Annotated in this window: 20 protein-coding genes; 15 read left to right on the top strand and 5 right to left on the bottom strand. The window is 72.4% G+C overall.

Annotation, left to right across the window (positions count from 1 at the left end):
• Positions 1-68 precede the first annotated feature (68 nt).
• Positions 69-2,282, bottom strand: coding sequence for a discoidin domain-containing protein (locus tag ACGFMK_RS43720; protein WP_392776156.1), 2,214 nt, complete (start codon positions 2,280-2,282; stop codon positions 69-71).
• A gap of 497 nt (positions 2,283-2,779) precedes the next feature.
• Here ACGFMK_RS43720 and ACGFMK_RS43715 point away from each other — a divergent pair, with 497 nt between their 5' ends.
• Together ACGFMK_RS43715 and ACGFMK_RS43710 are read left to right on the top strand one after the other, a co-directional pair.
• Positions 2,780-4,486, top strand: coding sequence for a discoidin domain-containing protein (locus ACGFMK_RS43715; RefSeq protein ID WP_392776154.1), 1,707 nt, complete (start codon positions 2,780-2,782; stop codon positions 4,484-4,486).
• Positions 4,483-7,413, top strand: a complete 2,931-nt coding sequence (locus ACGFMK_RS43710; RefSeq protein ID WP_392776152.1) for a glycoside hydrolase family 3 C-terminal domain-containing protein — start codon at positions 4,483-4,485, stop codon at positions 7,411-7,413. The genes ACGFMK_RS43715 and ACGFMK_RS43710 overlap by 4 nt, the downstream gene beginning before the upstream one ends.
• 3 nt (positions 7,414-7,416) lie before the next feature.
• On the opposite strand, the gene ACGFMK_RS43705 is transcribed toward ACGFMK_RS43710, so the two are convergent.
• Both ACGFMK_RS43705 and ACGFMK_RS43700 read right to left on the bottom strand, forming a co-directional pair.
• Positions 7,417-8,415, bottom strand: coding sequence for a LacI family DNA-binding transcriptional regulator (locus tag ACGFMK_RS43705; RefSeq protein WP_392776149.1), 999 nt, complete (start codon positions 8,413-8,415; stop codon positions 7,417-7,419).
• Positions 8,416-8,480: 65 nt separating this feature from the next.
• A complete protein-coding gene (locus ACGFMK_RS43700) occupies positions 8,481-11,594 on the bottom strand; it encodes a discoidin domain-containing protein (protein WP_392776146.1) in 3,114 nt (1,037 codons plus the stop codon).
• Positions 11,595-11,812: 218 nt separating this feature from the next.
• Here ACGFMK_RS43700 and ACGFMK_RS43695 point away from each other — a divergent pair, with 218 nt between their 5' ends.
• The 5 genes from ACGFMK_RS43695 to ACGFMK_RS43675 all read left to right on the top strand — a co-directional run bounded on the left by ACGFMK_RS43695 (position 11,813) and on the right by ACGFMK_RS43675 (position 17,027).
• Positions 11,813-12,577: a sulfite exporter TauE/SafE family protein gene (locus ACGFMK_RS43695; protein WP_392776143.1), complete on the top strand. Its 765-nt coding sequence runs from the start codon at positions 11,813-11,815 to the stop codon at positions 12,575-12,577.
• Between the two features lie 55 nt (positions 12,578-12,632).
• On the top strand, positions 12,633-14,897 hold the full coding sequence (locus ACGFMK_RS43690) for a xanthine dehydrogenase family protein molybdopterin-binding subunit (RefSeq protein ID WP_392776141.1): 2,265 nt from the start codon (positions 12,633-12,635) through the stop codon (positions 14,895-14,897).
• A complete protein-coding gene (locus ACGFMK_RS43685) occupies positions 14,894-15,364 on the top strand; it encodes a (2Fe-2S)-binding protein (RefSeq protein WP_392776139.1) in 471 nt (156 codons plus the stop codon). Before ACGFMK_RS43690 ends, ACGFMK_RS43685 begins: the two co-directional genes overlap by 4 nt.
• The gene (locus tag ACGFMK_RS43680; protein WP_392776136.1) at positions 15,361-16,176 is read left to right on the top strand and encodes an FAD binding domain-containing protein; all 816 of its coding nucleotides are present in this window, start codon (positions 15,361-15,363) and stop codon (positions 16,174-16,176) included. The genes ACGFMK_RS43685 and ACGFMK_RS43680 overlap by 4 nt, the downstream gene beginning before the upstream one ends.
• 119 nt (positions 16,177-16,295) lie before the next feature.
• Positions 16,296-17,027, top strand: coding sequence for a flavin reductase family protein (locus ACGFMK_RS43675; RefSeq protein WP_392776133.1), 732 nt, complete (start codon positions 16,296-16,298; stop codon positions 17,025-17,027).
• Here the strand turns inward: ACGFMK_RS43675 and ACGFMK_RS43670 are convergent.
• A complete protein-coding gene (locus ACGFMK_RS43670; protein ID WP_392776130.1) occupies positions 16,984-17,232 on the bottom strand; it encodes a hypothetical protein in 249 nt (82 codons plus the stop codon). The genes ACGFMK_RS43675 and ACGFMK_RS43670 overlap by 44 nt on opposite strands.
• A gap of 384 nt (positions 17,233-17,616) precedes the next feature.
• On the opposite strand from ACGFMK_RS43670, the gene ACGFMK_RS43665 reads away from it, so the two are divergent.
• From ACGFMK_RS43665 to ACGFMK_RS43630, 8 genes are all read left to right on the top strand, one after another.
• On the top strand, positions 17,617-18,540 hold the full coding sequence (locus tag ACGFMK_RS43665) for a 2-dehydropantoate 2-reductase (protein WP_392776128.1): 924 nt from the start codon (positions 17,617-17,619) through the stop codon (positions 18,538-18,540).
• Between the two features lie 181 nt (positions 18,541-18,721).
• On the top strand, positions 18,722-19,564 hold the full coding sequence (locus tag ACGFMK_RS43660) for an ESX secretion-associated protein EspG (protein WP_392776125.1): 843 nt from the start codon (positions 18,722-18,724) through the stop codon (positions 19,562-19,564).
• 19 nt (positions 19,565-19,583) lie between these two features.
• A complete protein-coding gene (locus tag ACGFMK_RS43655; RefSeq protein WP_392776122.1) occupies positions 19,584-20,054 on the top strand; it encodes a hypothetical protein in 471 nt (156 codons plus the stop codon).
• An 8-nt stretch (positions 20,055-20,062) separates the two neighbouring features.
• Positions 20,063-22,165, top strand: coding sequence for a hypothetical protein (locus tag ACGFMK_RS43650; RefSeq protein WP_392776120.1), 2,103 nt, complete (start codon positions 20,063-20,065; stop codon positions 22,163-22,165).
• A gap of 4 nt (positions 22,166-22,169) precedes the next feature.
• The gene (locus tag ACGFMK_RS43645; protein ID WP_392776117.1) at positions 22,170-22,514 is read left to right on the top strand and encodes a type VII secretion target; all 345 of its coding nucleotides are present in this window, start codon (positions 22,170-22,172) and stop codon (positions 22,512-22,514) included.
• Positions 22,511-23,080 carry a YbaB/EbfC family nucleoid-associated protein gene (locus ACGFMK_RS43640; protein WP_392776114.1) on the top strand — a complete coding sequence of 190 codons (570 nt, stop codon included), beginning with the start codon at positions 22,511-22,513 and terminating at the stop codon, positions 23,078-23,080. The genes ACGFMK_RS43645 and ACGFMK_RS43640 overlap by 4 nt, the downstream gene beginning before the upstream one ends.
• 112 nt (positions 23,081-23,192) lie before the next feature.
• The gene (locus tag ACGFMK_RS43635) at positions 23,193-23,744 is read left to right on the top strand and encodes a GNAT family N-acetyltransferase (RefSeq protein WP_392776113.1); all 552 of its coding nucleotides are present in this window, start codon (positions 23,193-23,195) and stop codon (positions 23,742-23,744) included.
• Entirely contained in the window at positions 23,741-25,015 is a 1,275-nt protein-coding gene (locus ACGFMK_RS43630; protein ID WP_392776111.1) for an MFS transporter, read from the top strand. The genes ACGFMK_RS43635 and ACGFMK_RS43630 overlap by 4 nt, the downstream gene beginning before the upstream one ends.
• A gap of 297 nt (positions 25,016-25,312) precedes the next feature.
• On the opposite strand, the gene ACGFMK_RS43625 is transcribed toward ACGFMK_RS43630, so the two are convergent.
• Positions 25,313-26,533: an SGNH/GDSL hydrolase family protein gene (locus ACGFMK_RS43625; RefSeq protein WP_392776108.1), complete on the bottom strand. Its 1,221-nt coding sequence runs from the start codon at positions 26,531-26,533 to the stop codon at positions 25,313-25,315.
• Positions 26,534-26,874 lie beyond the last annotated feature (341 nt).

Genomic DNA, 26,874 nt, shown 5'->3' with positions numbered 1-26,874 from the left:
GCCGGCGCGGCTCGAGCGGTCGTGCGTGAGAAACAGTGTTAGAACACCGTTACTCACTCACGACCGGGTCACGGGTAGTTGTTCAGCGGGCTCACCTGGTTGGCCTGGTTCGCCGCCGCGCCCGTGTCGTTGATGACGTGGGCGATCGTGCCCACTCCGCCCAGCGACACCGAGACCAGGTTGTGGAACCGGACCCCGCTGGTGTTCGGCACCTCGAACGAATGACTGGCCACAATGGACGGATTGGTCTGGAAGAAGCAGTAGCTGCCCAGACCCCACGCCTCGTGACTGGTCACCGAGTCGGCCACCTTGTACGCCGCCCAGCCCTGTCTGCCGCCACCGCTGGACCAGGACGCCTGGTCCGGCGGGTCGTACGGCATCTCGTTCTGGAAGAAGTACGTGCGCCCGCCGTTGCCGTTCCAGAGCACCTCGTACTGCTGGTAGTGCTCGACGAACAGGCCGTACATCGTCACGTTCGCGCCGTTGACCACCAGGCCGTTCGCCGCGGTGTTGACGTTCCAGCCGACGCCGTTCGAGTGATCACCGCGCCACAGCCACATGTGGTCGCCGATGACGTTGTTCGAGTTGACCACCAGCGTCTGCGTCGCCCGGCCGACGGCGGCGCCGCCGATCCGGAAGAACACGTCGTGCAGCGACGTCGGGTCGGCCGCGTGGTTCGCGGCCGAGCCCGGCTGCCCGATCTGCATCAGCACCGGCGAGTTGACCGCACCGGCGTCGATCAGCAGGCCGCCGATCTTCACGCCGTCCACATCGGACACCGTGATCGCCGCGGTGCCGTTGGTCGGCTGCAGCGTCGCCAGGCCGAGGCCGAGCACCACGGTGTCCGGGCGCGTGACGTTCAGCGCCTGGTCGAGGTGGTACACCCCCGGGGTGACCAGCAGGTTCTTGCCCGCCGCCAGCGCCGCGTTGATCGTCGCGGCCGAGTCGGACGGCTTGGCGACGTAGAACTCGCTGAGCGAGATCGACGACCCGGCGGGAGCGCCGTGGCCCCAGCTGGTGCCGACGGCGTTCTGCCGCAGCGCGGGCACGAACACGTTGTAGCTGCCCGTGCCGTCGATGTAGAGGAACGGCTTCTCGCGGCTGACCGGCGTCTGGTTGACGACGGTCTCCGGCGGGTTCGGGAACGACGCCGCCGGGGTGCCGGTCGAGCCCACGAACACCATGTTCCACACGCCGCCCGCCCAGCTGCCGAGCTCGCTGTTGCGGGTCAGGAACTGCTGCTGCGAACCGGAAACGGCCTGCCCGTCGATCTTGCTGTCGGCGATCAGGCCGCCACTGGCCCAGCCGTCACCGCCGTTCCACAGCTGGATCTGGCTGCCCTTCAGGTGCATCCGGCGGTACGGCGCGGCCTGCGCGACCGCCCACCGCTCGACCTGCCCGGCCGGCAGCGTCACCGACAGGTTCTCCGCGGAGCGCCAGAAGTTCTGCGTCGCGTTGCCCTTGTTGGCCGGGTTGTCACCCTGCTGCAGCCAGTCCGCCTCGACGCGGACGTGGCCGTTGAGGTTGACGTCGTCGGGGGAGAGGCCGAGCCCGGCGACCTGGGTGTAGAAGCCGAGGTTGACGTCGGCGTTGTAGTTGCCGGGCTTGAACAGCACGGCGTAGCGCTCGTTGCCGAACTGGTTGGTGTGCTGCTGGTTGGCGATCTGGTCCAGCCGGCCCTGCACGGTCGACGCCGGGGTCGACGGGTCGAACACCGACACGTTCGGTCCGAGGTCCGGGTTGCGCGGGTCGGTCGGCGGGATCGTGGTGCCGCCGCCGACGCCGTGCGCCGCGACCTCCCACAGGGAGTAGCCGTACCCGGTGGCCCGCTGGGTGCCGTTGACCCGCAGGTACCGGGCCGTGCCGGTGACGGGCACGGTCTGCGTGCCGCCGGTGCCGGTGGTGGTCGAGTACGCGTCGGTCCAGCTGGTGCCGTCGCTCGAGAGCTGCACCGTGAACGCCTTGGCGTACGCGGCTTCCCACGTCAGCACCACGTCACAGAGCTGCTGCGAAGAGCCCAGGTCGACCTGCAGCCATTGCGGGTCGCTGAACGCGCTGGACCAGCGGGTGCCCGTGTTCCCGTCGACCGCGTTCGACGCGGGGGTGCCGCCGTTTTCGGTGGACGACGCGGTCGCGGTGCGGCCCTGTGCGAGGTTCGTGGTCCCGCACGCGGCGGCCTGCGCCGGTGCGGAGCCGAGGACCGTGGCCGTGGCGAACGCGGTGAGGAGGGTGGTGGAGACGGCGAGGAACCGCCGTCCCCGGGAGAACGTCGTTGATCTCATCTGCCTGCCTGATCGGTCGGAGAAACTCCGGCTGGCCGCGCCCGGGAGCGCGGCGGCGTGCCGGGCGAGCCCCACTGCTCGCGCCGGCGTCCGGGTGGTGCGGCGGGTTCGCGGCCGGGGCGTCCGCCGGGCCCCGTGAGCCGGGGAGCGGGGCGAAGCGGGCGGCGCGAGGCGCGAACCAGTCAGCCCGAAGGGGTGGAATCGATCCAGGTGGCGGCCACGGAACCGGTTCCGTCGAAGCGAGGAGCAGTTAACATCGCGCGCCCGGCGAGCGTCAAGACTCCGGGTGGGATTCCTTCTCCCGGCCCAGTGTCCGGGCCGTTCCGGGACCGCCCGGCGCAGCGTCGTTGACATTTTCACGCTCTTTATTTATATCTTGAACTAAGAGCGTTCCGAAGCGCGGGCCCCACACCCGAGCCGAGGCCACGTGAGCCGATCCGCGCCGGGGCAAGGACGTCCCGGCGCCGGTCCCCGTGGAGGTTCCCATGCACCGCCGCATGAAGCGACCCCGAGCCCGCCTGAGCGTGCTCGCCGTTCTCACCCTGGCCGTGGCCGCGCTGCTCACCGCGCCCGCCGCCCAGGCCGCGCCCGTCCTGCTCTCCCAAGGCCGTCCCGTGACGGCGTCGTCCACCGAAAACGCCGGCACCCCGGCGTCGGCCGCGGTCGACGGCGACGGCGGCACCCGCTGGTCCAGCGCGTTCAGCGATCCGCAGTGGCTGCAGGTCGACCTCGGGTCCACCCAGCAGCTGTCCCAGGTCGTGCTGAACTGGGAAACCGCCTACGCCAAGGCGTTCACGATCCAGGCGTCCACCGACGGCGCCACCTGGACTTCGCTGTATTCGACGACCACCGCGACCGGCGGGAACCAGACGCTGACCGTCACCGGCAGCGGCCGGTACGTCCGGCTCACCGGCACCCAGCGCGCCACGCAGTACGGCTACTCGCTGTGGGAGTTCCAGGTCTTCGGCGGGGGCGGCACCACCCCGCCCGGTGACGTCCTGCTGTCGTACGGGAAGTCCGGCTCGGCCTCGTCCTACCAGGACGACGGCGCCTGCCCGGGCTGCCTCCCGGCGAAGGCGTTCGACCACGACCCGGCCACCCGCTGGGCGACCAGCGCGACCACCGGCTGGGTCGACCCGGGCTGGATCACCGTCGACCTCGGCGCCACCGCGAACGTGCACCAGGTCGTCCTGCAGTGGGACCCGGCCTACGCCGTCGCGTACCAGATCCAGGTGTCGAACGACAACGCGAACTGGACGTCGATCTATTCGACGACCACCGGCAAGGGCTTCAAGGAGACCCTGACCGTCAACGGCAGCGGCCGGTACGTCCGGATGTACGGTACCGCGCGGTCCAACGGCTACGGCTACTCGCTGTGGGGCTTCGACGTCTTCGGCACCGGCGGCAACCCGACCACCCCGCCGCCCGCGCCGCCGGCCCCGCACTTCCCGGGCACGCTGGTCTGGAGCGACGAGTTCAACGGCGCCGCGGGCGCCGGCCCGGACGCGAGCAAGTGGACCGCCGAGACCGGCCCCGGCGTCAACAACGAGCTCGAGTACTACACGAACAACAACAACGCCAAGCAGGACGGCCGCGGCGACCTCGTCATCCAGCTCCGCCGCGAAGCCACCCCGGGGAGTGCCTGCCCGGTCGACCCGATCAGCGGCAGCGGCACGTGCCAGTACACCTCGGGCCGGATCAACACCGCCGGCAAGTTCAGCTTCACCTACGGGCACGTCGAGGCCAACATCAAGGTGTCCGGCACGCAGGGGCTGTGGCCCGCGTTCTGGTTGCTGGGCGCCAACTTCTTCAGCGGCACCCGGTGGCCCAACTGCGGTGAGATCGACATCATGGAGCACGTCGGGAAGTCGCCGAACCTGGCCTACTCGACCATCCACGCCCCGGCCTACAACGGCGGTGGCGGCATCGGCGCGCCCTTCGACGTGGGCCAGGACGTCTCCGCCGGGTTCCACAGGTTCGGCCTCGACTGGGACGCCTCGCACATGACCTTCTACGTCGACGGCAACGCGTTCGAGACGATCAACCGCGACACCGTGGAGAGCACGCGCGGGCCGTGGGTGTACGACCACCCGTTCTTCCTGATCCTCAACAACGCCATCGGCGGGGACTTCCCCGGCCCGCCCGGAGCCGGGACCGTGCTCCCGCAGGACATGGTCATCGACTACGTGCGGGTCTACCAATGAGGCGACGGCTGGCGCTCGTCACGGGCGCGGTGGTCGCGGCGGGCCTGCTCACCGCGCCCCTGTTCACCGCCCAGGCGGCACCCACCCTGCTCTCCCAGGGGCACCCGGTGACCGCGTCCTCCACCGAAAACGCCGCCTTCCCCGCCTCGGCGGCGGTCGACGGCGACCCCGGCACGCGCTGGTCCAGCCTGGCCGCCGACCCGCAGACGCTGCAGGTCGACCTCGGCGGCTCGCACACCCTCAACCAGGTCGTCGTCCAGTGGGAGGCGGCCTACGCCAAGGCGTTCACCCTCCAGGCGTCCGCCGACGGCACCCAGTGGGCCACGCTCTATTCGACGACGACGGGCACCGGCGGCACCCAGACGCTGCCGGTGTCGGGCAGCGGCCGGTACGTCCGGCTGACCACCACCCAGCGCGCGACCCAGTGGGGCGTGTCGCTGTGGGAGTTCCAGGTGTTCGGCGACGGCTCGGCCCAGGCGTGCGGCAGTGCGAACGCAGGCCTGCGGCAGCCGTCGTCGGCCTCCAGCGTCCAGTCCGACGCCTTCCCGGTCAGCGCGGCCTTCGACGGTGACACCGGCACGCGCTGGTCGAGCCTGGCCGCGGACCCGCAGTGGATCCAGGTCGACCTCGGCAGCTCGCGCCCGGTCTGCGGCGTCGACCTGACCTGGGAGGCCGCGTACGCGAGCGCGTACACGATCCAGCTGTCCGCGAACGGGACGTCGTGGACGACGGCGGCGACCGTGACCGGCGCGGGTGGCACCGAGCACCCGGCGGTCAACGGCACGGCGAGGTACGTCCGGCTCAACGCCACCGCGCGGGCCACCCAGTGGGGGATCTCGCTGTGGGAGTTCGCGGTGCACACCAGCGACAGCGCACCGCCGACGACCACGCCGACCAACCCGGGTGGCTGCCCGTGGGTGGGCTCGGCGGCGCCGGTCGCCGACCGCGTCAACCAGCTCATGGCGGCCATGACGGCACAGCAGAAGGTCAAGGTGCTGCACGGCAACGGCGCGACCGGGCCGTACATCGGCGACACCGACGCCGTGCCCGAGCTGTGCATCCCGGCGCTCGGCCTGCAGGACGGCCCGGCCGGGGTCGGCGACGGCCTCGACGGCGTCACCCAGTTCCCGGCACCGGTGACGGCCGCCGCGACCTGGGACACCGGCCTGATGAACCGGTACGGCAGCGCGATGGGCGCCGAGTTCGCCGGCAAGGGCGTCGACATCGCCCTCGGCCCGACGATCAACCTGGTCCGCGACCCCCGCTGGGGCCGCAACTTCGAGACCTACGCCGAAGACCCGTACCTCGCCGGGGCGGCCGGGACCGCGACGATCCAGGGCATCCAGAGCCAGGGCGTGATGGCGCAGGCCAAGCACGCGGCGGCCTACAACGTCGAGGCCGGGGCGTCGCGCGGGACGCCGTCGGACAACGTGATCGTCGACGACCGGACCCTGCACGAGCTGTACCTGCCGGCGTTCCAGCAGGTCGCGAGCCAGGGCCAGGTCGCGTCGATGATGTGCGCCTACAACCAGATCAACGGCGTCCCGGCCTGCCAGAGCAGCGGCGTGCTCACCACCGCGTTCAAGCAGGACGCGAACTGGGGCGGGTTCGTCGGCTCCGACTGGGGCTCGGCGACCGGCGGCGCGCGGCAGCTGGCCAACGGCGGGATGGACATGGAGATGCCCGGCGGGGCGTTCTTCGGCCAGGGTCTGCTCGACGCCGTTGCGCGCGGTGAGGTCACGCAGGACCGGGTCGACGACATGGTCCGGCGGGTGCTGACCCAGATGTTCAGGTTCGGCGTGTTCGACCGGGCCCGGCGCGGTACGCCGCAGTCGGTCGTGACCAACGCGGCGAACGTGACGACCGCCCGGGACGTCGCGGCGGCCGGGTCGGTGCTGCTGAAGAACAACGGGGTGTTGCCGCTGACGGCGGCGACCAAGTCGATCGCGCTGTCCGGCGGCGACGGGATCGACCCGCAGAACATCGGCGGCGGCAGCGCCAAGGTCAACCCGTCGCCGGCGTCGGTGAACCCGATCAACGGGATCAAGGCGCGTGCCGGCTCGGGCGTCACGGTGTCCTATGTGGACGGCGCGGGTGAACACGTGCAGACGCCGAACATCCCGGGCGCGGTGACTGCTGCGAAGGCCGCGGACGTCGCGGTCGTGTTCGCCAGCTACGGCGAGTCAGAGACCCAGGACCTCGACACGATCGACCTGCAGAACCAGCAGAACGACCTGATCGACGCGGTCGCCTCGGCGAACCCGCGCACGATCGTCGTGCTGAACACGGGCTCGGCGGTGACGATGCCGTGGCTGCCGAAGGCCGCGGCGGTCATCGAGGGCTGGTACCCGGGGCAGGAGAACGGCAACGCGATCGCGTCGCTGCTCTACGGCGACGTCAACCCGTCGGGCAAGCTGCCGATCAGCTTCCCGAAGCAGATCGCCGACCTGCCGACGGCGAGCGTCCAGCAGTTCCCGGGCGCCAACGACCGCATCGAGTACTCGGAAGGCCTGAACGTCGGATACCGCTGGTACGACAGCCGGAACATCGAGCCGCTGTTCCCGTTCGGCTACGGACTGTCGTACACGACGTTCGGGTTCTCGAACCTGGTCGTGACCCAGCAGGGGACGAACGGCACGGCGACCGTGACGGCGACGGTCACCAACACCGGCACCCGCGCGGGCGCCGACGTCGTCCAGCTCTACGTCGGGCAGCCCGCCGGCAACGGCGAGCCGCCGAAACAACTGAAGGGATTCAAGAAGGTGCAGCTCACCCCCGGGCAGAGCCAGACCGTGTCGTTCCCGCTCACCCCGCGGGACCTCGCGCACTGGACCGGGTCGTGGACGACCAACGCGGGCCAGTACCGCGTGTCCGTCGGTGATTCCTCGCGCAACGTGCCGCTGTCCGGCGTGGTCACCGTGTCGTAGGGACTACCGGGCCGTCGACTCCCGGATCACCAGGGTCGTCGGCACCACCAGCGGGGCACTCGGAGACGGCGCCCCGGCGAGCTGCGCGAGCAGCTGCCGGGCCGCCGTCTCGCCCATCTGCCGCAACGGCTGGCGGACCGTCGTCAGCGGGGGCTGGGTGTGCGCGGCGAGCGGGATGTCGTCGAAGCCGATCACCGCGACGTCGGCCGGTACCGCTTTCCCGGCCTTGCGCAGCCCGGCGAGCACGCCGGCGGCCGTGAGGTCGTTGTGCGCGAACACCGCGTCGAACTCCGGCCCGGTCTCCAGCAGCTGCAGGATCGCGGCCTCGCCGCTTTCGCTCGTGAAGTCGCCTTCGATGATCAGCCGCGGGTCGAGGGTGCGGCCGGCTTCGAGGATCGCGTCGCGGAAGCCGTTGAGCCGGTCGCTCGTGCAGCCGAAGTCGCGGGGCCCGGTCACCGTGGCGAACCGGGAGCGCCCGGTTTCGAGGAGGTGGCGGGCCGCGTCCGCGCCACCCTTGAGGTTGCTCGTGCCCACCGAAGGGAACGAGGGACGGCGGCCGCGGTCGTCGATCACCACGACCGGCAGCCCGGAGTCGTGCAGCACCCGCAGGTGGCGCACCGCGTCCGGTGGTTCGACGAGCAGCAGCCCGTCGAACGCCTTCGCCGACACCTGCCGCGAGAACTCCTCCAGGGAGTCGGCGCCGCGGTTCGCGGTGGACAGCAGCAGGCCGTAACCCTTCGACTCCACGACGTCGGCGACCCCCTGCAGCACCTCGCCCATCCACGGCCAGGTCAGCCCCGGCACCAGCATCCCGACCGTGCGGGTCACCCCGCGCGCCAGCCCGACCGCGCCGGCGCTGGGGATGTAGCCGGTCGCCGCGATCACCTCGCGCACCCGGATCGCGGTCGCGGCGTCCACATCGGCCTTGTTGTTGAGCACCCTCGACACGGTCGTCTTGCTCACCCGCGCGCGGCGGGCGACCTCGGCGATCGTGACGCGCATGCGACCTCCCGGCGGGTGCCTCGTGTGGTGCCAAGGTACTCGCCCCGGCCACCGTGGGAAATCGATCAGGTCCGGACGGACAACCGCGTGAGGCTCGCGTCGCCCCTTCGCCAGTCGAGGGTGCGTACTGCGAGGTACCGAACCTGACCGGTGACGGCGGCGGTCGCCGTGCGGGTCCGGGCCGGCTGCGCGGCGGTCGTGTAGGTGACGCCGTCGGTGCTGGTTTCGACGGCACACGCCGGGACCCGGCCGGACGTCCAGCCGAGTTCGGCCGCGGAAACCGGCCGCACCGCACCGAGATCGACGACCAGCCGGCCGCCCGGCCCCGGCCGCCACGCCGTCGCCGGGTCGTCGTCGACCGCGGCGGCGGGGCTCGACATGCCCGGGGGCAGGGGCTCCGCCGGGAACGTGACGGCGCCGAGCGCGAGGTCCGCCAGCGGGTAGGGGCGGACCTCCGGGACGAGGACGGGCACGGTCAGGCCCGGGATCAGCAGCACGGGCCGGGCGTGGCCGCCGTCCGGTTCGACCGTGATCATGACCGGGAGGCCGGGTGCCGCGGTGAGATCGACGCGCCCGGCGTCGCGCACGACCGCTTTCAGTCCCGTCGGGACCGCCCGGCCGAACGTGCCGCGCAGGGTGAACCGCGGCGGTTCGATCCGGCCCTCGGCGGCGTCGAGGGTGAACCGGTAAGCGCTGCCCGTCGCGGTGACGGCCTGCTCGCCGCGGTACAGCTTGAGCGCGGCGCGGTCCTGCGGGAGGTTCGCCGTCCCGGTCGCCGCGGCCGCGGAAAGGTTGGCCAGCACGAGGAATCCGTCCGTGACGCTCGCTCGCACCGCGCCCGCGGTGGTGCTCGCGCGAGCGCGTCCGGCCAGCATCGCCAGGCCCTCGGTGCCGGCGTACAGCTCGGCCAGCAGCGGCGCGGCCGGGCCGTCGGAAAGGGTGACGCTGTTGCCTACGACGGTGAGCGGGTTCGGCCCGGACACCACCAGCCCGGCCCGGCCGTCGACGTCGAGCCAGCCGTGGGTGCTGCGCAGCGCGGGCACCGGGTAGCTCGCCACCGGCGTCCAGGCCGAGCCGTCGGGGGACGTCTCGATCCGGTACGCGCGCCCGGCGGCCGCCTCCCAGCTCAGGTGGACGCGGTCGAACGTCTTCGCCGCGCCGAGGTCGACCGCGAGCCAGCTGTCCACGCGGGGACGGTCCGATGTGGACACCGCCCAGCGGGTGGTCGGATTGCCGTCGGTGGCGTACTTCGCCTCCTTGCCCGACGTGGCCGAAGACGCCGACGCCATCCCGCCGACGGCGAGGTCCGGACCGGTGCCGTCGTGGACCTCGAACGCGAACAGCGAATAGCCGTACGCCGGATCCGGGCGGACGCCGAGCATGCGGACGAAGCGGGCGGTGACGGGGGTGAAGGTCAGGTCGTCGGTGCGGGCCCCGGTCGGCGCGTCCTGCGCGGAAACCGTCACCCTGCCCTCGGCGGCGGTGTAGGCGCGGTCGCCGTCGAGCCCCGGAACGCCGGGCATGACCAGGTTGTAGACGGTGAGCGCGCCTTCGCCGGCCGCGACGCCGGTGCTCGCGTACACCGCGGTACCGGTGGGCAGGGTGGCAAGCGCGGCGTAGCCGGTGTCGAAGCGCAGCACGCCGAACGTGCCGTCGAAGCCGTCGCGGACCCGGGTGTACGTCGTGGCGTGGCGTTCGCGGACGGCGAGGTTCGTGGCGGGCAGCAGCATCGGCGTCGCGGCGCCGAGCGCGAACAGCCAGTCGTCGTGGTGGGGCTGCCAGGCGAACTTCACGAAGCCGGCCTTGCTGACCGTCGCGGCCCAGGCGGCGGGGGAGCGGTGGGCGAGCAGCCCAGGCCCGGCGCCGAAGTCGGCGACCCCGGCGGCCTGCGTGTCGAACTCCGTCCCGCTCACCGGGACGACCGGGCCGCCGTGCGCGGCGCGCCACTCGTGCAGCAGGTAGCTGATGGCGACCTCGGCCCGCGCCTCCGGCTCGTACTTGGGCTCGCCGGAGAACTTAGTGATCCGGTCGGCGGGCGCGTAGGCCTGGTACGGCTCGAGGCGCGCGGCCAGGTCGGCCTCGGCGCGGGCGGCGTAGCGGTCGCCGAGGACCTGCGCGCGGAAGGCGAGCGGAATGACGTCGCGGCCGTAGAGGTGCTCGCGGTCGGCGACCATCGGCATCAGCGGTTCGCCGGCGTCACTGGTCATCAGCAGCATGGTGCGCCAGAGCAGTTCGCCGTTCGGCTGCGCGGTGAGGACCTCCGGCAGCGGCTTCCCGGCGAGCAGGAAGTGCATCGAGTTGCGGCCGGACGTGCGCCACAGTTCTTCCTGGTAGTGCGGGCCGAACGAGCCGTGGTTCTCGACGAGGAACGTGTCGTACAGGTTGGTCGCGGTGTTGGCGCTGATCGGCCGGCCGTCGACGAGCCGCGGGTTGGCGAGGTCGGCGGCGGGCAGCCCGCCCTCGTTGCGGCTCCACATCCCGAAGGCGTCCCGCCACGCCGCGGCCCGGGGATCGCCGGGCGCCCAGGCGAGGGCGGGGGCGAGCGACTGGGCGTAGACGCCCATCTCTTCCAGCTTCGTGTCGCCGACGTGGCCGCCGAGCAGGCCGTTGGGGGTCCAGCCCCCGGACGTCGGGTCGTCCTGGGTGCCCAGTGCCGTGGTGTAGGCGGCCTGTTCGGTCGTGATGCGCTCGACGTTCGCCTGCGTGGCCGCGTCGAGGTCCGTCCACAGCAGACGGGCGGCGAGCAGGAAGTACGACTGGAAGGTGGTGTCGAAGAACAGCTTCCGGCCCCACTCGGTGCCGCCGGTGAGCAGGTTCGACGCCGCGAAGTGCTTGATCGTGTCGAGGGTGTGCGTGCGCAGGGTGGCCTGGTCGACCCCGGCGACGGTGGCGTCGTACCCGTCGCGGGTCAGCAGCAGGGCGTTGCCGAGGACGACGGCGAAGGTGAAGTCCTTGGCCGGGTAGATCCCGGCCGCGGCGTCGAACTGCGACTCGGCCCAGCGGGTGTGCCGGAGCAGGACACGCAGGTAGGTCGCGGCGACGGCGTCCGGCGGCCCGCTCTTCGGCGCCCCGGCCGCCGCCGCTTCGGCGACCCCCGGCAGCAGCCCGGAGGCCAGCATCGCCGCTGCGCCGCTCGCGCCCAGCAGACCCAGGGCCCGCCGCCGGTTCAGTTCGCCCATGTCCGGCCTCCGCTCGCTGACAACCTTGTCATCGCGGCGATTCTGGGACGGCCGCGGCGGCGTCGGCAACCCCGTCGGCCGATCTCGTCCGGTTTCGGACAACGCCCGGCTAATTCGTATAACAACCTATACCGGCGACCTCCGCCCGCCTTCACGGACTCGAACGGTGGGAGCAAGCTCACCGCCGGGGGCGGGCCTCGCCGTGTTGGGATGACAACGTGATCACGGACCCCGGTGTGCTGCTCCTGCTCGTGCTCGCCGGGGTCGGTGCCGGGCTGACCGGGGCGACCGCCGGGCTCGCGTCTCTGGTGTCGTACCCCGCGCTGCTCGCCGCCGGGCTGCCGCCCGTCGTCGCGAACGTGACCAACACCGTCGCCATGCTGGGAACCACCGTCGGCGGTGCCGCCGGGGCGCGGCCGGAGCTCGCCGGGCAGCGCGCCCGGATCGTTCCGCTCTGCATCATCAGCACCGCGGGCGGCGCGGTCGGCGGGGTGGTGCTGCTGGTGACGCCGGCGGGTGCGTTCACCGTCATCGTGCCGTGGCTGATCGGCGGGGCGTCGGTGGTCCTGATGGCGGGCCCGCGGCTGCGCCGGCTGGCCGAAGGCGCCGAGCACCACGGCCTGAGCCCGGTCACCGGCGGGTTGGCCTTCCTCATCGGCGTCTACGGCGGTTACTTCGGCGCCGCGGCGGGCGTGCTCATGCTCGCGCTCCTGGTCTCGGTGTGGAGCCAGTCCCTCGCCCGGACGAACGCGGCGAAGAACCTGGTCACCGGCTCGTCCAACCTCCTGGCCGCGATCGTCTTCTCGGTGACCGGCAAGGTCGTCTGGACGGCGGCGCTGGCCGTCTGCCTCGGCTCGCTCGCCGGGGCGTGGCTCGGCGCGACCCTCGTCCGGCACCTGCCCGCGACGCCGTTGCGGATCGGGATCGGCGTCGCCGGGCTGGTGCTCGCGGTCGTCTTGGGTTGGCAGGCGTTCGCCGCGTGACGCCGGGCCGCCCGAGAGGGCATGATCGGGCGGGTATCGGCGAGCAGGAGACCAGATGAGCATTGTCGGGACCAGGGTGGTCCGCCAAGAGGATCAGAACCTGATCACCGCGGGTGGGACCTACGTCGACGATCTGCGGGAGGAAGCGCTTTCCGGAGCCGCACACGCGGTGTTCGTGCGCAGTCCCATCGCGCACGCGCGGATCGGCGGCATCGATGTGAGTGCGGCGCTCGCGGCGCCGGGGGTGCTCGGCGTCTTCACCGCCGCGGATCTCGGGCTCGACCCGCACGACGCCGGGCCGGTGAAGGAACCGTGGCTGGCCGACGGAATCGTCCGCTATGTCGGCGAACCCGTCGCGCTCGTCCTCACCGAGGAGCGCTACCAGCTGGCCGACGCGGCCGAGCTGGTCGACATCGACTACGACCCGCTGGACGCGGTCGCGAGCATCGACACCGCGCTGGCCGGCGAAACGCTGCTGTACCCGGAAACGGGCAGCAACGTCGTGCAGGTCCACGGCGCCGAAGAGTTCGACGACGCGATCTTCGAGGGCTGCGACGTGGTCGTCTCGCAGACGATCGTCAACCAGCGGGTCGCGCCCGCGCCGCTGGAGGTCCGCGGCGCGTCGTGCGTGTGGGGCGAAGACGGCAGGCTCACCGCGTGGCTGTCCACGCAGAACGCCCAGATCGCCCGGTCGCAGCTGGCCGGCAGCCTCGGCGTCGGCGAGGAGTCGGTGCGCGTCATCGCCCCGGACGTCGGCGGCGGCTTCGGCGCGAAGATCGGCGCGGACCCGGAAGCGACCGTGCTCGGCTGGGCGGCCAAGCGGCTGGGCCGGGCGGTGCGCTGGATCGAGACGCGCAGCGAGAACCTGACGTCGATGACGCACGGGCGCGCGCAGCAGAACACCGTGACCATCGGCGGGAAGCGGGACGGCACGGTCCTCGCGTACCGCCTCGACGTCGTCCAGGACGCCGGGGCCTACCCGCGGACGCTGTTCCTGCCGACGCTCACCGAGCTGATGGCCGTCGGCGTCTACCGGTTCCCGGTGGTCGAGACGCGCAGCCGCGCCGTCGTCACCAACACGACGCCGATCGCGGCCTACCGCGGCGCGGGCCGCCCGGAGGCGACGGCGGCGCTCGAGCGGGCCATGGACGTCTTCGCCACGGCGATCGAGGTGGACCCGGCCGAGGTCCGCCGGGTCAACTTCATCCGGCCCGAGGAGTTCCCGCACCAGACGCCGACCGGCGCGTCCTACGACACGGGGGAGTACGCCGCGGCCCTGGACAAGGTCCTCGAGGCCGGCGGTTACGCCGAACTGCGCGCCGAGCAGCGACGGCGGCGCGAGGCGGGCGACCCGGTCGAGCTGGGCCTCGGGCTCGCCGCGTACGTCGAGATCACCGGCGGTGACGCGGGCGGCGAGAGCGGCCGCGTCGACATCCACCCGGACGGCTCGGTCGTCGCCTGGACCGGCAGCTCACCCCACGGGCAGGGGCTCGGGACGTCCCTGGCGATGCTGCTTTCGGACCAGCTCGGCGTGCCGCTGGAGAAGATCACCGTCCGCCACGGCGACACCGACGAGGTACCCAAGGCGGTCGGGACGTTCGGTTCGCGGTCGCTGCAGCTGGGCGGCTCGGCGATCCGCCAGGCGGCCGAGAAGGTGATCGCGCAGGCGCGGGAACTGGCGGCCGAGCTGCTGGAGGCCTCGCCGGACGACCTCGAGCTGGACGTCGGCAGCGGCGTCTGGCAGGTGCGCGGCGCACCGTCGAGCACCACGCTCAGCTGGGCCCAGGTCGCGGAGACCGCCGGCGACGGCAAGCTCACCGCGGACGTCTGGTTCGGCGGCGGCAAGCCGACGTTCCCGTTCGGCGCGCACCTCGCGGTCGTCGAGGTCGACACCGAGACCGGCAAGGTCGAGCTGCGGCGGATCATCGCCGTCGACGACGCCGGCCCGATCGTCAACCCGCTGACCTTCCGCGGCCAGCGGCACGGCGGGCTCGGCCAGGGCGCCGCGCAGGCGCTGATGGAGGTCGTCACCTACGACGAGGACGCCAACCCGACCACCGCGACACTGGCGGACTACTCGTTCATCACGGCCGTCGAGCTGCCGGACTTCGAGCTGGTCGACATGGCCACCCCGACCGACCGGAACCTGCTGGGGGTCAAGGGGATCGGCGAGGCGGCGACCATCGGCTCGACCCCGGCGGTGCACAACGCCGTGGTCGACGCGCTGGCCGCCCGCGGCGTCCGGCACCTGGACATGCCCACGACGCCGATCCGGGTCTGGGCCGCATTGGAAGAAGCGAACAAGGAGAACCAGCGGTGAAGGTCTCGATCGAGGTCAACGGGCGGCCGGTGGCCGAGGAGGTGCCCGACCGGACCCTGCTGGTGCACTTCCTGCGTGACACGGCCGGGTTCACCGGTACGAACGTCGGCTGCGACACCACGTCGTGCGGCGCCTGCACGGTGCTGCTGGACGGCGAGTCGGTCAAGTCGTGCACGGTGCTCGCCGCGCAGGCCGACGGCCACGCCGTCACCACCGTCGAAGGGCTGTCCGGTCCGGACGGTGAGCTGCACCCGGTGCAGCGCGCGTTCCGGGAGCAGCACGGCCTGCAGTGCGGGTTCTGCACCCCGGGCATGATCATGGCGTCGGTGTCGCTGCTGGCGGACAACCCGAAGCCGACCCGCGAAGAGGTCCGCGCCGGGCTCGAAGGGAACCTGTGCCGCTGCACGGGTTACCACAACATCGTCAGCTCCGTGATGGACGCGTCGGGGCAGGAGGTGGACCGGTGATCCCCGCCGAGTTCCGCTACGAGCGGGTGTCCACAGTGGACGAGGCGCTCGCGCGGCTGGCCGAGCACGGCGACGACGCGAAGGTGCTCGCCGGCGGGCATTCCCTGCTGCCACTGATGAAACTGCGGCTGGCCGCGCCGGAGTACCTGGTGGACATCGGCCCGGTCGACGAGCTGCGTTACGTCCGGCTGGACGGCGACGAGGTCGTCGTCGGCGCCCTCACCCGCTACAGCGACCTGGAGCGGGATCCGGTGCTGCGGGAGCACGCGCCGCTGCTGGCGCACGCGTCGGGGGAGGTGGGCGACCGCCAGGTCCGCCACCGCGGCACCCTCGGCGGTTCCCTGGTGCACGCCGACTCCGCGGCCGACCTCCCGGCGGCGATCCTGGCGTCGGACGCCGTGCTGGTCGCGCGCGGCCCGTCCGGCGAGCGGCGCATCCCGGCTTCGGAGTTCTTCCTCGGCCCGTTCACGACGCCGCTGGAGCCGGACGAGCTGCTGACGGAGATCCGGCTGCCCAGCCAGGCCGGGCTCGGCTGGGGGTTCGAGAAGTTCACCCGCCGCGCGCTGGACTGGGCGATGGTCGGCGTGGCCGTGGTCGGCGGCAAGGTGGGCCTGGTCAACATGGCCGGCGTCCCGCTGCGCGCTTCCGCGACCGAGGAGGCACTGGCGTCCGGCGCGTCCATCGCGGACGCGGCGGCCCTGGCGGCCGAGGGCACGAACCCGCCGGACGAGCCCCACGCGACGGCGGAGTACCGCCGCCACCTGGCCCGCGTCCTGACCCGCCGCGCCCTCACCCAGGCGGCCGGTTCGTGAAGTCCGTGAAGGCCACATCGAGGGAGTCAGAGTCCCTCAATGTGGCCTTCACGGACTTGTGATCGCGACGGCCGATTCCCGCCAGCAAGGGGGGCCGGTGCCGGGCGACGATGGACTGTGTGAAGACGGAAACCCTTGCGCACTCGGCCATCGAGCCCGGCATCCTCTACTTCGGCACCCCGGTGGTGCTGATCTCCAGCTCCAATGAGGACGGCACGGCCAACCTCGCCCCGATGTCCTCGGCGTTCTGGCTCGGCTGGCGCGCGATGCTCGGGCTCAGCGCGCGTTCGCACACCACCCGCAACCTCCTGCGCACCCGCGAGTGCGTGCTCAACCTGCCCTCCGACGCGCTGGCCGCGCACGTCGACCGGCTCGCCATGACCACCGGCTCGGACCCCGTGCCGCCCAGGAAGCAGAAGCGCGGCTACTTCCACGTCGCGGAGAAGTTCGAGCGGGCCGGCCTGACGCCGGTGCCGTCGGAGACCGTGGCGCCGCCGCGCGTGGCCGAGTGCCCGGTGGCGATGGAGGCGGTCGTCGAGGCTGTGCACCCGGTCGCGGACGCCGACGAGCGGCAGCGCGGCGGGATCGTCGCCGTCGAGGTGCGGGTGCAGCGCGTCTTCGTGCACGACGACATCCGGCTGCCCGGCAGCGACGACCGCATCGACCCGGACGCTTGGCGGCCGCTGATCATGAGCTTCCAGAAGCTGTACGGCCTCGGCCCGCAGGTCCACCCCTCGACGCTGGCCCGGATCCCGGAGCGGCTCTACCGCGGCCCGGACATCGACCGCGCCCGTGGCGTCCCTGGTGTCACGTCGCGCTCAGCTGCGCCGGCAGGGGAGCGAGTGTCGTGATCCCCGCGGCGCGGCCCTTCGCCGAGCCGACCGGCGGCTGCTGGGTCAGCAGCACGACGACGTAGCGGTTGTCGACGACACCCGTGGTGTTCAGGACGAGCGCGTCGCGCAGGATCATCCAGCCCTGCTTGATCTGCCGCGACGTGCCCGGCAGGCCGTCCGGGATGCCGAAGTACTGGTCCCAGCCGTCGTCGGTGTCGCGCACCTCGTCGATGGCGTTCCTTGCCGGATTCCCGGTCGAACAGGACGAATCCGACGTCCGTACCGCACGAAGCGGCCGCCACGGCATCCGTGACACTCCCGGAGAGGCCGGGGTAGGGGATCTGGGAAGAGGACGTCGGAGAGGGCGGCCCGACCTCGGTGTCCTGGGGCGGGTCCGGTGTCGCCGTCGTGGTCTGCGCGGCCTGCGACGGCCTCCTCGCAGGCCGCGACGATCAGGGTCGCGGTGAGCGCGGCGGCGAGGCCCAGGCGCCCGTCCGACGGCGGATTTCACCTGTCCGTCGGCTGTGTCCTGCTGTGCGGAACCGGTGCGCCGACCAGCGGCTGGGACAGCGGCGGATGGATCCGCGCCGGGCGTACCGTCGCGGGGGTGAACGACTTGCGGATCCTGGTGGTGGGGGCCGGCGCGACCGGCGGGTACTTCGGCGGGCGGCTGCTGCAGGCGGGCCGGGACGTGACGTTCCTGGTCCGGCCCGGCCGGGCGAAACTCCTGCGGGAGCGCGGCCTGCGGATCGTCGGGCTCGGCGAGGAGACCGTGCTCGACCCGCCGATCGTCGAAACCGGGACCCTGGACGAAACCTACGACCTCGTGCTGCTCGCGGTGAAGGCGACCGCGCTGGCCGGCGCCATCGACGATTTCGCGCCCGCGGTCGGCCCGGAGAGCCTGATCCTGCCGTTCCTCAACGGGATGGCGCACGTCGATACCCTCGCCGCGCGCTTCGGCGAGGCCGCGGTCCTCGGCGGGGTCGCCAAGGTCGTGACCACGGTGGACGACGACGGTGACATCCGACGTCTCGCTCCCCTCCAGAACCTGACCTACGGCGCCCGCGCCGAACCCGCCCCGCCACGGCTGTCCGACGTGGACGCGGCGCTGACCGGCGCCGGGTTCCCGGCCGCCCGCGACGACGCGATCACCGGTGCCATGTGGGCGAAATGGGTGTTCATCGCGTCGATCGGCGGGGTGAACTCGCTGATGCGCGGCACGACCGGCGACGTCGTCGCGGTGCCCGGTGGCGCGGCGTTCGCCGAGGCCGTCGTGGCGGAGGCCGCGGCCGTCGCCGAAGCCGCCGGGTACCCGGTGCCCGCCGCGGATCTCGAGGCGACACGCCGAACGGTGACCGACCCCGGAACGGGTGGTTCTTCGCTCTATCGCGACCTTCTCGGCGGTCACCCGGTCGAGGGGGACCAGATCTTCGGCGATCTCACCGCGCGTGCCCGTGAGCTGGGCGTTTCCGTGCCCCTGCTGGATCTCGTCACCCTGCAGCTCCGCGTGCACAACCACCGCACCGGGTGAGGCGGCCACGGTGGGCCTTTGCCCGCCTGGGACAGGGATCGTGGTCTTTCGGGCATCCGGGTGGCGGCGCCGAACCCCGTTCAAGCCACACTGCTACTCTTCGTAAGGGAACTTGCTTGAAGGTTTGACGTTTTGATGTGCGGCGCTTGAGCTTTTACTGACTGGAATCGGGCGAGGGGAAATGGCGGACAGGTTCGAGTTCGTCCTCGAGGTCGTCGAAGCCCTGGTGGTCGGGCAGGCGACCGGTGGCGACGTCCGGCGCTACCCACTGCGGGCCGGGCACCTCCCGGCGGACCCGGTGCGGTTCGTGCACGTCGCCCGGCAGGTCTACGACGCGCTCGAGGAGCGGCGTCTTTCGGTCTCGGGCGAGCTGCACCCGGGTGTGCGCACGGCTTTCGAGCTGCTGGCGGAGCCCCGCGTCTCGGTCGCGGTGACCGGGATCGACGGCCTCGGCGCCGACGTCGCCGTCCTCGTGGTCACCGACGGCGCGCAGGCGCTCGGCATCACCCAGGCCCCGGACAACGACGAGCTGCTGTTCTCGCTCTTCGCGGACGAGGACCTGGTGGAGGTCGTCACCGGCGTGCTGCCCCCGGCGCCCGCCGCGACCACCGGCCGGCACGTCGTGCACCGCGCCGCCGGCCGCGAGGTCTCGGCGATGACCGCCAAGCGGCGCGCCGAAGCGGAGTTCGAAGAAGAAGAGACCGACGCCTTCGGCATGATCGAGGTGAAGGCCGTGGTGCGGCCCGGCCGCCGCCCACCCGCCCCGACCCCGTCCGACGTCGCCGTGCTCGAACGCGTGCTCGCCGAGCCGCGCCTCGGCGGCGGCCACATCGCCGTCACCGCGCAGAGCCGCCGCGGGGAGCGCCTCACGGTCGATCCGCTGAGCTGGCTCGACACCGCCGACGGCCGGTACCTCGTGCGCACCAGGACCGGCGACGCCGGCGAGCTGACGGCCGAGTACGTGCCCGCGGGCCGCGCCGAGCTGGCCCGCGCCATCCGCGACGCGATCGCTGCGGTCTACTGACCGGGAAGGAACCCTCCTGATGACCGATGACGCGACGGCGGCGACCACTGAGGCGCTCCTAGCGACCCGGCAGCTCGCGGCCGCGGACACCCCGCAGCTGCAGGCGATGTCCGCGGTGCGCGTCGGCCTCGCCGGCGCCCAGCTGAAGCGGCTCGCCCAGAGCGGCAGCTTCGCGGTCGACGACACCACGGGCAACCGGCTGATCGAGTCGCTCGAAGGCGTGCTCGAATCGCTGGAGTCGCGCTGGTCGGCGTTGCAGCGCCTGCACGACAAGCCGGCGCTGAGCCGGACCGCGGTCGGCATGTGGGTCTCCGGCCACATGGTGAACACCGCGGCCGACGACCACGGCCTGGTCACCCAGCTGCAGGCCGCGCGGCAGGAGTTCCCGACCTACATCGAGGCCATCAAGCTGGCCAAACAGAACTACCAGTCACGGGAAGAGGAGACGCGGGCCAGGATCGTCGCGCTCCCGTCCGCCGACCAGAGCTGAGGGAGACCGTGGCAGCCACCGCCGAGTCCGTGTCGGACCCGTCGTCCCCGGACTACAACCGCCGCAGCCCGCTGTACGACCCGACGGCGGACTCGTCGTCGAAGTACTACGTCGGGCCGCTGAAGACCGACGACACGCCCTCGGGCGACGAGATCCGCGAGATGGCCACCCGGCAGATCGACGACGAGATCCGGGCCGGCTGGCTCGGCCCGGCCGTCGACCCGGTGCTGCGCGACAAGAAGATCCAGGAGCTGTACCAGCAGCACCTGGACAGCGCGAAGAACGGCCTCGACGAGGGCCTGTCCATGCGTGAGACCGGCGAGCCGCCGCACATGCTGTGGAACAACGCCAGCCACGAGCAGATGGTCGACGCCATCACGCTGGACGCCAACCCGGCGACCGTCGCGGAGACGTCGGAGGAGTGGGTGTCGGTCGGCAGCGACCTCGGCACACACCAGAAGAACCTCGCCGACTCGATCACCGCGAGCACGAGCAACTGGCAGGGTGACGCCGGTGACGCCGTCCGCGAGCACCTCGCCGGGGTCGGCAAGTGGCTGGGCGCGACCGCGCAGGGCGCGACGCTCGCCGGCCGCCAGCAGGAGATCCACTCGCAGGCGCTGAACGAGACGCAGCGGCAGATGTCCGCGAACCCGCCGGTCCAGTTCGACCTGCAGGCCACCAACCAGCGCCTGCAGTCGATGACCGACCCGGTGCAGTACGCGTCGGCGGCCGGCGAGGCGATCCAGACCTACCGGGCCCAGCAGGCCGCGCGTGAGCACGCCGCGCAGATCATGACCCAGTACGACCAGACCATCGGCGCCGCGGTCGCGACGCCGAAGTTCCCGGCCCCGCCGAAGCTGCCGACCGCGACGGCGAGCGCCCGCACCCTGGGCACCCCCCAGTCGTCCAGTGGCGGGCAGGGCCTGACGGGCCGCACCCTCCCGAACGGTCAGCTGAACCCGAACGGCAGCACCGACCCGTCGCTGGCGCGGCTCCCGGCGGCCTCGGCCAACGGCTCGCCCGCCATCGACCCGGCCACCGGCTTCCCGATCGACCCGGCGACCGGCCTGCCCATCGACCCGGCCACCGGAAAGCCCATCGGCGGCGGCGCCGGGGCCGGCGGCAGCGGCGGGTACGGCGGCGCGGGCATCCCGGGCGGTGGCTCCGGCGCCGGCGGTTCCGGTGCCGGCGGCTCCGGGTTCTCCGGCAGCGGGATCCCGGGTGGCTCCGGGTTCTCCGGCAGCGGGATCCCGGGCGGCGGCAGTGGCGGTGGCAGTGGCGCGGGTGGGTCCGGCGGCGGTGGCGGGAGCTTCACCCCGCCGAACTTCGACATGCCGGAGACCCCCGGCGGCGGCAGCTTCAGCGGCGCCGGCATCCCGGGCTCCTCGGTGCCGGGCTTCGACGACTCGACGACGTCGTCCGGCTTCTCGCCGTCCGGCATCGGCGGCGGCACCGGGGGCACCGGGGGCACCGGCGGCGGCAGCGGGTACACCCCGCCGTCGTTCAACGTTCCTGACATCCCGGGCGGCAGCGGCGGCGTCCGTGGCGGCGGCGGGCTGGGTGGTGGCATCGGCGGCTTCACCCCGCCCGGCATCGACCCGATCACCGGGCTGCCCACCGGCACCGGCGGGCTCGGCGGCTCCGGTGGCATCGGCGGCGGTGGCGTCGGCAAGATGCCGACCATCGGCCGCGGCGGCGGCATCAACGGCGAGAGCATCGCGAGCCGCCTCGGCGGCATCGGCGGCGGTGGTGGCGGGGGCGGGTCCCTCGGCGGCATCGGCGGCGGTACCGGCGGTGCCGGGGCCGGGGCGGGCGGCGCGGGCCTGCGCGGCGGCGCCGGCAACCTGAGCGGCGGCGCCGCGTCCGGTGCGGCCGCGGAGGCCGAAGCGCTGGCGGCGCGCAACGCGGCGGCCGGCGCGGGCAAGGCCGGTGCGCCGGGCTCCCCGGGCATGGGCGGCATGGGCGCCGGTGCCAAGGGCGGCAAGAAGGAAGACGACAAGGAACACAAGTCGGCCGACTACGTCGAGAACGACGACCCGAACTTCTTCGACGGCGAGCAGGTCGTGGCGCCGCCGGTGATCGGTGACTGGAAGAACCAGGATTGGAAGTGAGCACATGACAGCGGGCGGCTTCGAGGTCGACTCGGATGACCTGGTGGCGCACGCGAGTCACGTCGAGGGTCTGGTGGACCGGCTGAACACGGCGCTCTCCGCGTCGGATTCGGCGATGTCGGACCACGCGTACGGGCTGCTGTGCGCGTTCCTGCCGCTGATCATCCGGCCGACGGGTGAGCAGGCGCAGGACACGCTGAAGGCGTCGGTCGAGGGGGTGACCGGGCTGGCGGACAACGTCCGGACGGCCGCGCAGTCCTATCGCGACGGTGAAGAAGGCAACAAGCAGCCGTTCGAGCGCCAGCTCGCGGCTTCGCCGCGAGAGGTTGAAGCGAAGGTGAAGGCATGACGAGCCCCAACGGCTCGAACGCGGGGATCGGGGACCTGATACGGGACCCCGACGAGGCGATCCGCCGGATGGACGACTGGGCGGCCGGGTTCGCGGCGAAGGCCGAGCGCTACCAGGCGGCCCAGGCGGAGACCGAACGGCTGCGGCTGACCGCCACGAGCGGCGACGGCGCGGTCAGCGTCACCGTCGGCGCGGACGGCACCGTCACCGACCTGACGTTCTCCAACAAGGTCAAGTCGTTCCCGCTGGAGGAGCTGTCGCGGGCGATCCTCACCACGATGCACCGCGCGCAGTCCGGCATCGCCGAGCGCGTGGCCGGAGTGATGGCCGAGAACCTCGGCGACGAGGACCGCGAGACCCGCACGGCGTTGCTCGACTCGCTCCGCGGCCGGTTCCCCGACCCGGACGAGCCCGACGACCCGACGCCGCCGGCCCCGCCGCCCGTGCCGCCCGCCCCGGCCGGGGGTGCCGGGATCCCGCCGTCGCCGTCGGCCCCGCCGGCCTCGCCGCCGCCGGGCCGTCGTCCGGGCAGCGACCCGGACGAGCAGGACAACAACCCCTGGTGAGCTGATTCCCCGACGCTTCGGGGGCCGCGCGGCCCCCCGAAGCGGGCCAGGACGCCCGTCACCGGTCCTTCCGGCGGTCGACAGCGGGCTTTCCGAGGTCGACACTGGGCCGATGACCGGCCTGATCACCGGAAGCCGTGTCCGGCTGCGGCCCGCCGCAGTCACGGACGCCGCCCGGTTCGAGGAGATCCTGTCGCATCCCGACGTCGCCCGCTGGTGGGCCGACGCCGAGGAGCCGGTGGCCGCCCAGGTGTCCTATCTGCTGGACCCCGACGAGGGCACCACGACCTACGCGATCGAACACCACGACGTCACGAACACCGTGGTGGGTATCGAGCTGGCGTTCGAAGAGACCGACCCGCAGTACCGGCACGCCGGCATCGACATCGCCGTGCACCCGGACTTCCAGGGGCACGGCTTCGGCTCGGACGCCATCCGGGCACTGGCCGAGCACCTGTTCACGGTGCGCGGGCACCACCGGCTGGTGATCGACCCGGCCGCGGACAACAAGGCCGCGATCAGGCTCTACGAGGCCCTGGGGTTCCGGCCGGTCGGCACGATGCGTTCCTACGAGCGCGGTCCGGACGGCAGCTGGCACGACGGGCTGCTGATGGACCTGCTGGCCGAAGACCTGGTTCCGGTGGCGGCATGGGCCGGCGCGTGAGCACGCAGGCGGTGCCTGCCGCGTCCGGGCAGCTGCGGCGGGTCGCCGTGGCCAGCGCCATCGGGACCACGATCGAGTGGTACGACTACTTCATCTACAGCACCGCGACCGCGCTGGTCTTCGGCAAGCTGTTCTTCACGACGCTCTCGCCCGCGTCCGGCACGCTGGCTGCGTTCGCGACGCTCGGCGTCGGCTTCCTGGCCCGCCCGGTCGGCGGGATCCTCTGGGGCCACTTCGGCGACCGCGCCGGCCGCAAGGCGATGCTGGTGCTGTCCCTGCTGCTGATGGGCGTGGCGACGGTCGGCGTCGGCCTGCTCCCGACGTACAGCGCGATCGGCGTGTGGGCGCCGATCCTGCTGCTGGTGCTGCGGCTGCTGCAGGGCCTGAGCGCGGGCGGCGAGTGGGGCGGCGCGGCGCTGATGGCCGTCGAACACGCTCCGGAAGGACGTCGCGGCCGGTACGGCGCGTTCTCCCAGATCGGCGTCCCGGCCGGGCTGATCCTCGCGCAGCTGGTGTTCTTCGTGCTGGGCAAGACGTTGACCGACGCCCAGTTCGCGTCGTGGGGCTGGCGGGTGCCGTTCCTGGTGAGCATCGTGCTGGTCGGCGTCGGCCTGGTGATCCGGCTGCGGATCGAGGAGAGCCCGGTGTTCACGCGGCTGGAGGAGTCCGCGGCACGCAGCCGGCGGCCGATGGTCGAGGTCTTCCGCGAACGGCCGCGGGCGCTGCTGGTGGCGTCGGGGAGCTTCATCGCGAACACCGCGATCGGCTACATCTTCCTCGCGTACCTGTTGTCCTACGGCACTTCCGTGCTGAAGATCGACCGCACCACGTTGCTGGTGGTGGTGATCGTGGGCAGCGTGACGTGGCTGGTGAGCATCCTGGTGACGGCGGCGTGGTCCGACCGCGTCGGGCGGAAACCGGTGTACCTATGGGGTTCGGTGCTGCTGGTGGTCTGGCCGATCCCGTTCTTCCTGCTGGTCGACACCCGCCAGACGCTGTGGCTGATCGTCGCGGTGGTGGTGCTGAACATCGGCCTGGGCGCGACGTACGGGCCGCAGTCGGCGTTGTTCGCGGAGCTGTTCGAACCGCGTTACCGCTACAGCGGTGCGTCGTTCTCGTACGCGGTGGGCGCGGTTTTGGGCGGTGGCTTCGCGCCGCTGATCGCGACAGCGTTGCAGACCTCGACGGGGACGTCGTTGTCGGTGTCGTTGTACCTGGTCGGGGTGGCGGTGCTGAGCCTGGTGGCGGTGATCTTCATCCCGCGTGAGTGATCACAGGCGGTAGAGGTGGCGCGGCGGCGTTCGTGGCTGGAGGTCGCCGGCGTGATCGGTAGGCCTGAGTTCTGGGCGCGCGGCGGGTCGGCCGGGGTTGGGCGGGCCTGCCGCGTTGAAGGTGTTGTGGCGTTTGTCATCCCGCCTGAGTGATCACAGCCAGTAGAGGGGGGCGGCATGCGTTCGTGGCCGGTGGTCGTCGGCGTGATCGGTCGGCCTGAGTTCTGGGCGCGCGGCGGGTCGGCCGGGGCCCGCCGCGTTGAAGGTGTTGTGGCGGTCGCTATCCCGCCTGAGTGATCACAGCCGGTCCAGCCGGACCGCCGCCGCCATGCGTTCGTAGCCCGCGTCGCCCGGGTGGAGGTGGTCGCCCGAGTCGTACGCCGGCAGCATGCGCAGCGGGTCGGCCGGGTCGCGGACCGCCGCGTCGAAGTCGACCACCGCGTCGAACACCCCGCTCGTGCGGATGAACCGGTTCACCGCCGTGCGGGTCGCCTCCAGCGTTTCGTCGTAGACGGCCCAGCCCTTGAACGGCGTCAGCGTGCCGCCGAGGACGCGGATGCCGCGCGCGTGGGCCTGCGCGACCAGCTGGCGGTAGGCCGACGTGATCGCGTTCGGGTCCGTCTGGTGCGGGTCCTGCTGGATGTCGTTGATGCCCTCCAGCACGATCAGCGTCCGCACGCCGCCGACGCCGAGCACGTCGCGGTCGAAGCGGGACAGCGCGTTCTGGCCCGCGCCGCTGCCCGGGACGTCGAGCAGGAGGCGGTTGGCGCTGATGCCGGCGTTCTGCACGCCGAAGCGGCCGTGCAGCCGGTCGGCGAGGTAGTCCGGCCAGCGGTGGTTGGCCCCGGCGGTCGAGCCGACGCCGTCGGTGATCGAGTCGCCGAGGGTCACCACCGTCGCCTCGGCGCTGCCCTGGACGTCCACTCCGGACACGTAGTGCCACACCGACGTCTGTTCGTTGTACGGAGCGCCCGATTCGCTGGCGGTGAAGTCGCCGGCGCGGGTGAAGTACGACGTCTGCGACGCGGCCGGGTGGTAGGTCACCGGCCCGGACTTCGTCGGCACGTAGGTCGTCACGAGCAGGTTCGCGTCCGCCGGGATCCGCAGGCTCACCGGGTCGCTCAGCACCTCGGCGCCGTCCGGCACCACGGCGCTCGCCGCGCCGCCGAACGTCAGCGACCGCAGGGTGCCGGGCACGGCGTCCGGGCCGCCGGCCTGGACCGCGACGGTGACGTGCCCGAACGTCACGGCACTGGTGCCGAAGGCGTTCGAGAGGTGGATCCGGGCCCGGCCGCCGCCGACGCTGGTGTGCACGACGTTGCGGATCGAGTAACCGGGGTAGCCGTCCGGGGTGTTCGGCACGCCGGACGCGGGTGCCGCGGCCCACGTGCCGGTCCAGCCGCCGACGGCGTGCTCGGCGAGGACCGGGACAGCGCTTTCCGGGTTCGCGCTGCCGGACGTCGTGAGGAGGCCGAATCCCGTCAGGACGGCCGCGCTCACGGCCAGGAAGCGTCGCATGCACCCACGGTCGCCCGCCTGCGCCGGGTGGGGGACCGCTGATCAGGTGAGCAAACCGGACAAGATCCCGGACAGCCGGGGACGGACCCGCCCGGGATTCTGGGGATGCCGGGCGGGTCCGTGCGAGGTGGCCGTTGCCGCGACGGCCGCTCGCCGGAGTGCCCGGTCCCGATCGAGGCGGAGGCTGGCCCGGATCGTTGCATCGTGGCAACCCCGGAGGGCGTGTGCGAGAACGCCCTCACCCGAAGCACGGCTGCCGGCGCGGGGTGGTTCAGCGGAGTGGCCGGAATTCTCCTGGCGTGCCCCCGAAAACCGTGAAGGCCACCTTGAGGGACTCCATG

This window comes from Amycolatopsis sp. NPDC049252 (assembly GCF_043197175.1).
In the GTDB taxonomy this organism is placed as follows: domain Bacteria; phylum Actinomycetota; class Actinomycetes; order Mycobacteriales; family Pseudonocardiaceae; genus Amycolatopsis.
This window is presented reverse-complemented; position numbering and strand designations above follow the sequence as displayed.

Excerpts from the sequence above, each read along its gene's own strand:
- ACGFMK_RS43720 (WP_392776156.1), bottom strand. The coding sequence starts at position 2,282 with ATGAGATCAACGACGTTCTCCCGGGGACGGCGGTTCCTCGCCGTCTCC.
- ACGFMK_RS43715 (WP_392776154.1), top strand. The coding sequence starts at position 2,780 with ATGAAGCGACCCCGAGCCCGCCTGAGCGTGCTCGCCGTTCTCACCCTG.
- ACGFMK_RS43710 (WP_392776152.1), top strand. The coding sequence starts at position 4,483 with ATGAGGCGACGGCTGGCGCTCGTCACGGGCGCGGTGGTCGCGGCGGGC.
- ACGFMK_RS43705 (WP_392776149.1), bottom strand. The coding sequence starts at position 8,415 with ATGCGCGTCACGATCGCCGAGGTCGCCCGCCGCGCGCGGGTGAGCAAG.
- ACGFMK_RS43700 (WP_392776146.1), bottom strand. The coding sequence starts at position 11,594 with ATGGGCGAACTGAACCGGCGGCGGGCCCTGGGTCTGCTGGGCGCGAGC.
- ACGFMK_RS43690 (WP_392776141.1), top strand. The coding sequence starts at position 12,633 with ATGAGCATTGTCGGGACCAGGGTGGTCCGCCAAGAGGATCAGAACCTG.
- ACGFMK_RS43660 (WP_392776125.1), top strand. The coding sequence starts at position 18,722 with ATGGCGGACAGGTTCGAGTTCGTCCTCGAGGTCGTCGAAGCCCTGGTG.
- ACGFMK_RS43655 (WP_392776122.1), top strand. The coding sequence starts at position 19,584 with ATGACCGATGACGCGACGGCGGCGACCACTGAGGCGCTCCTAGCGACC.
- ACGFMK_RS43645 (WP_392776117.1), top strand. The coding sequence starts at position 22,170 with ATGACAGCGGGCGGCTTCGAGGTCGACTCGGATGACCTGGTGGCGCAC.
- ACGFMK_RS43640 (WP_392776114.1), top strand. The coding sequence starts at position 22,511 with ATGACGAGCCCCAACGGCTCGAACGCGGGGATCGGGGACCTGATACGG.
- ACGFMK_RS43635 (WP_392776113.1), top strand. The coding sequence starts at position 23,193 with ATGACCGGCCTGATCACCGGAAGCCGTGTCCGGCTGCGGCCCGCCGCA.
- ACGFMK_RS43625 (WP_392776108.1), bottom strand. The coding sequence starts at position 26,533 with ATGCGACGCTTCCTGGCCGTGAGCGCGGCCGTCCTGACGGGATTCGGC.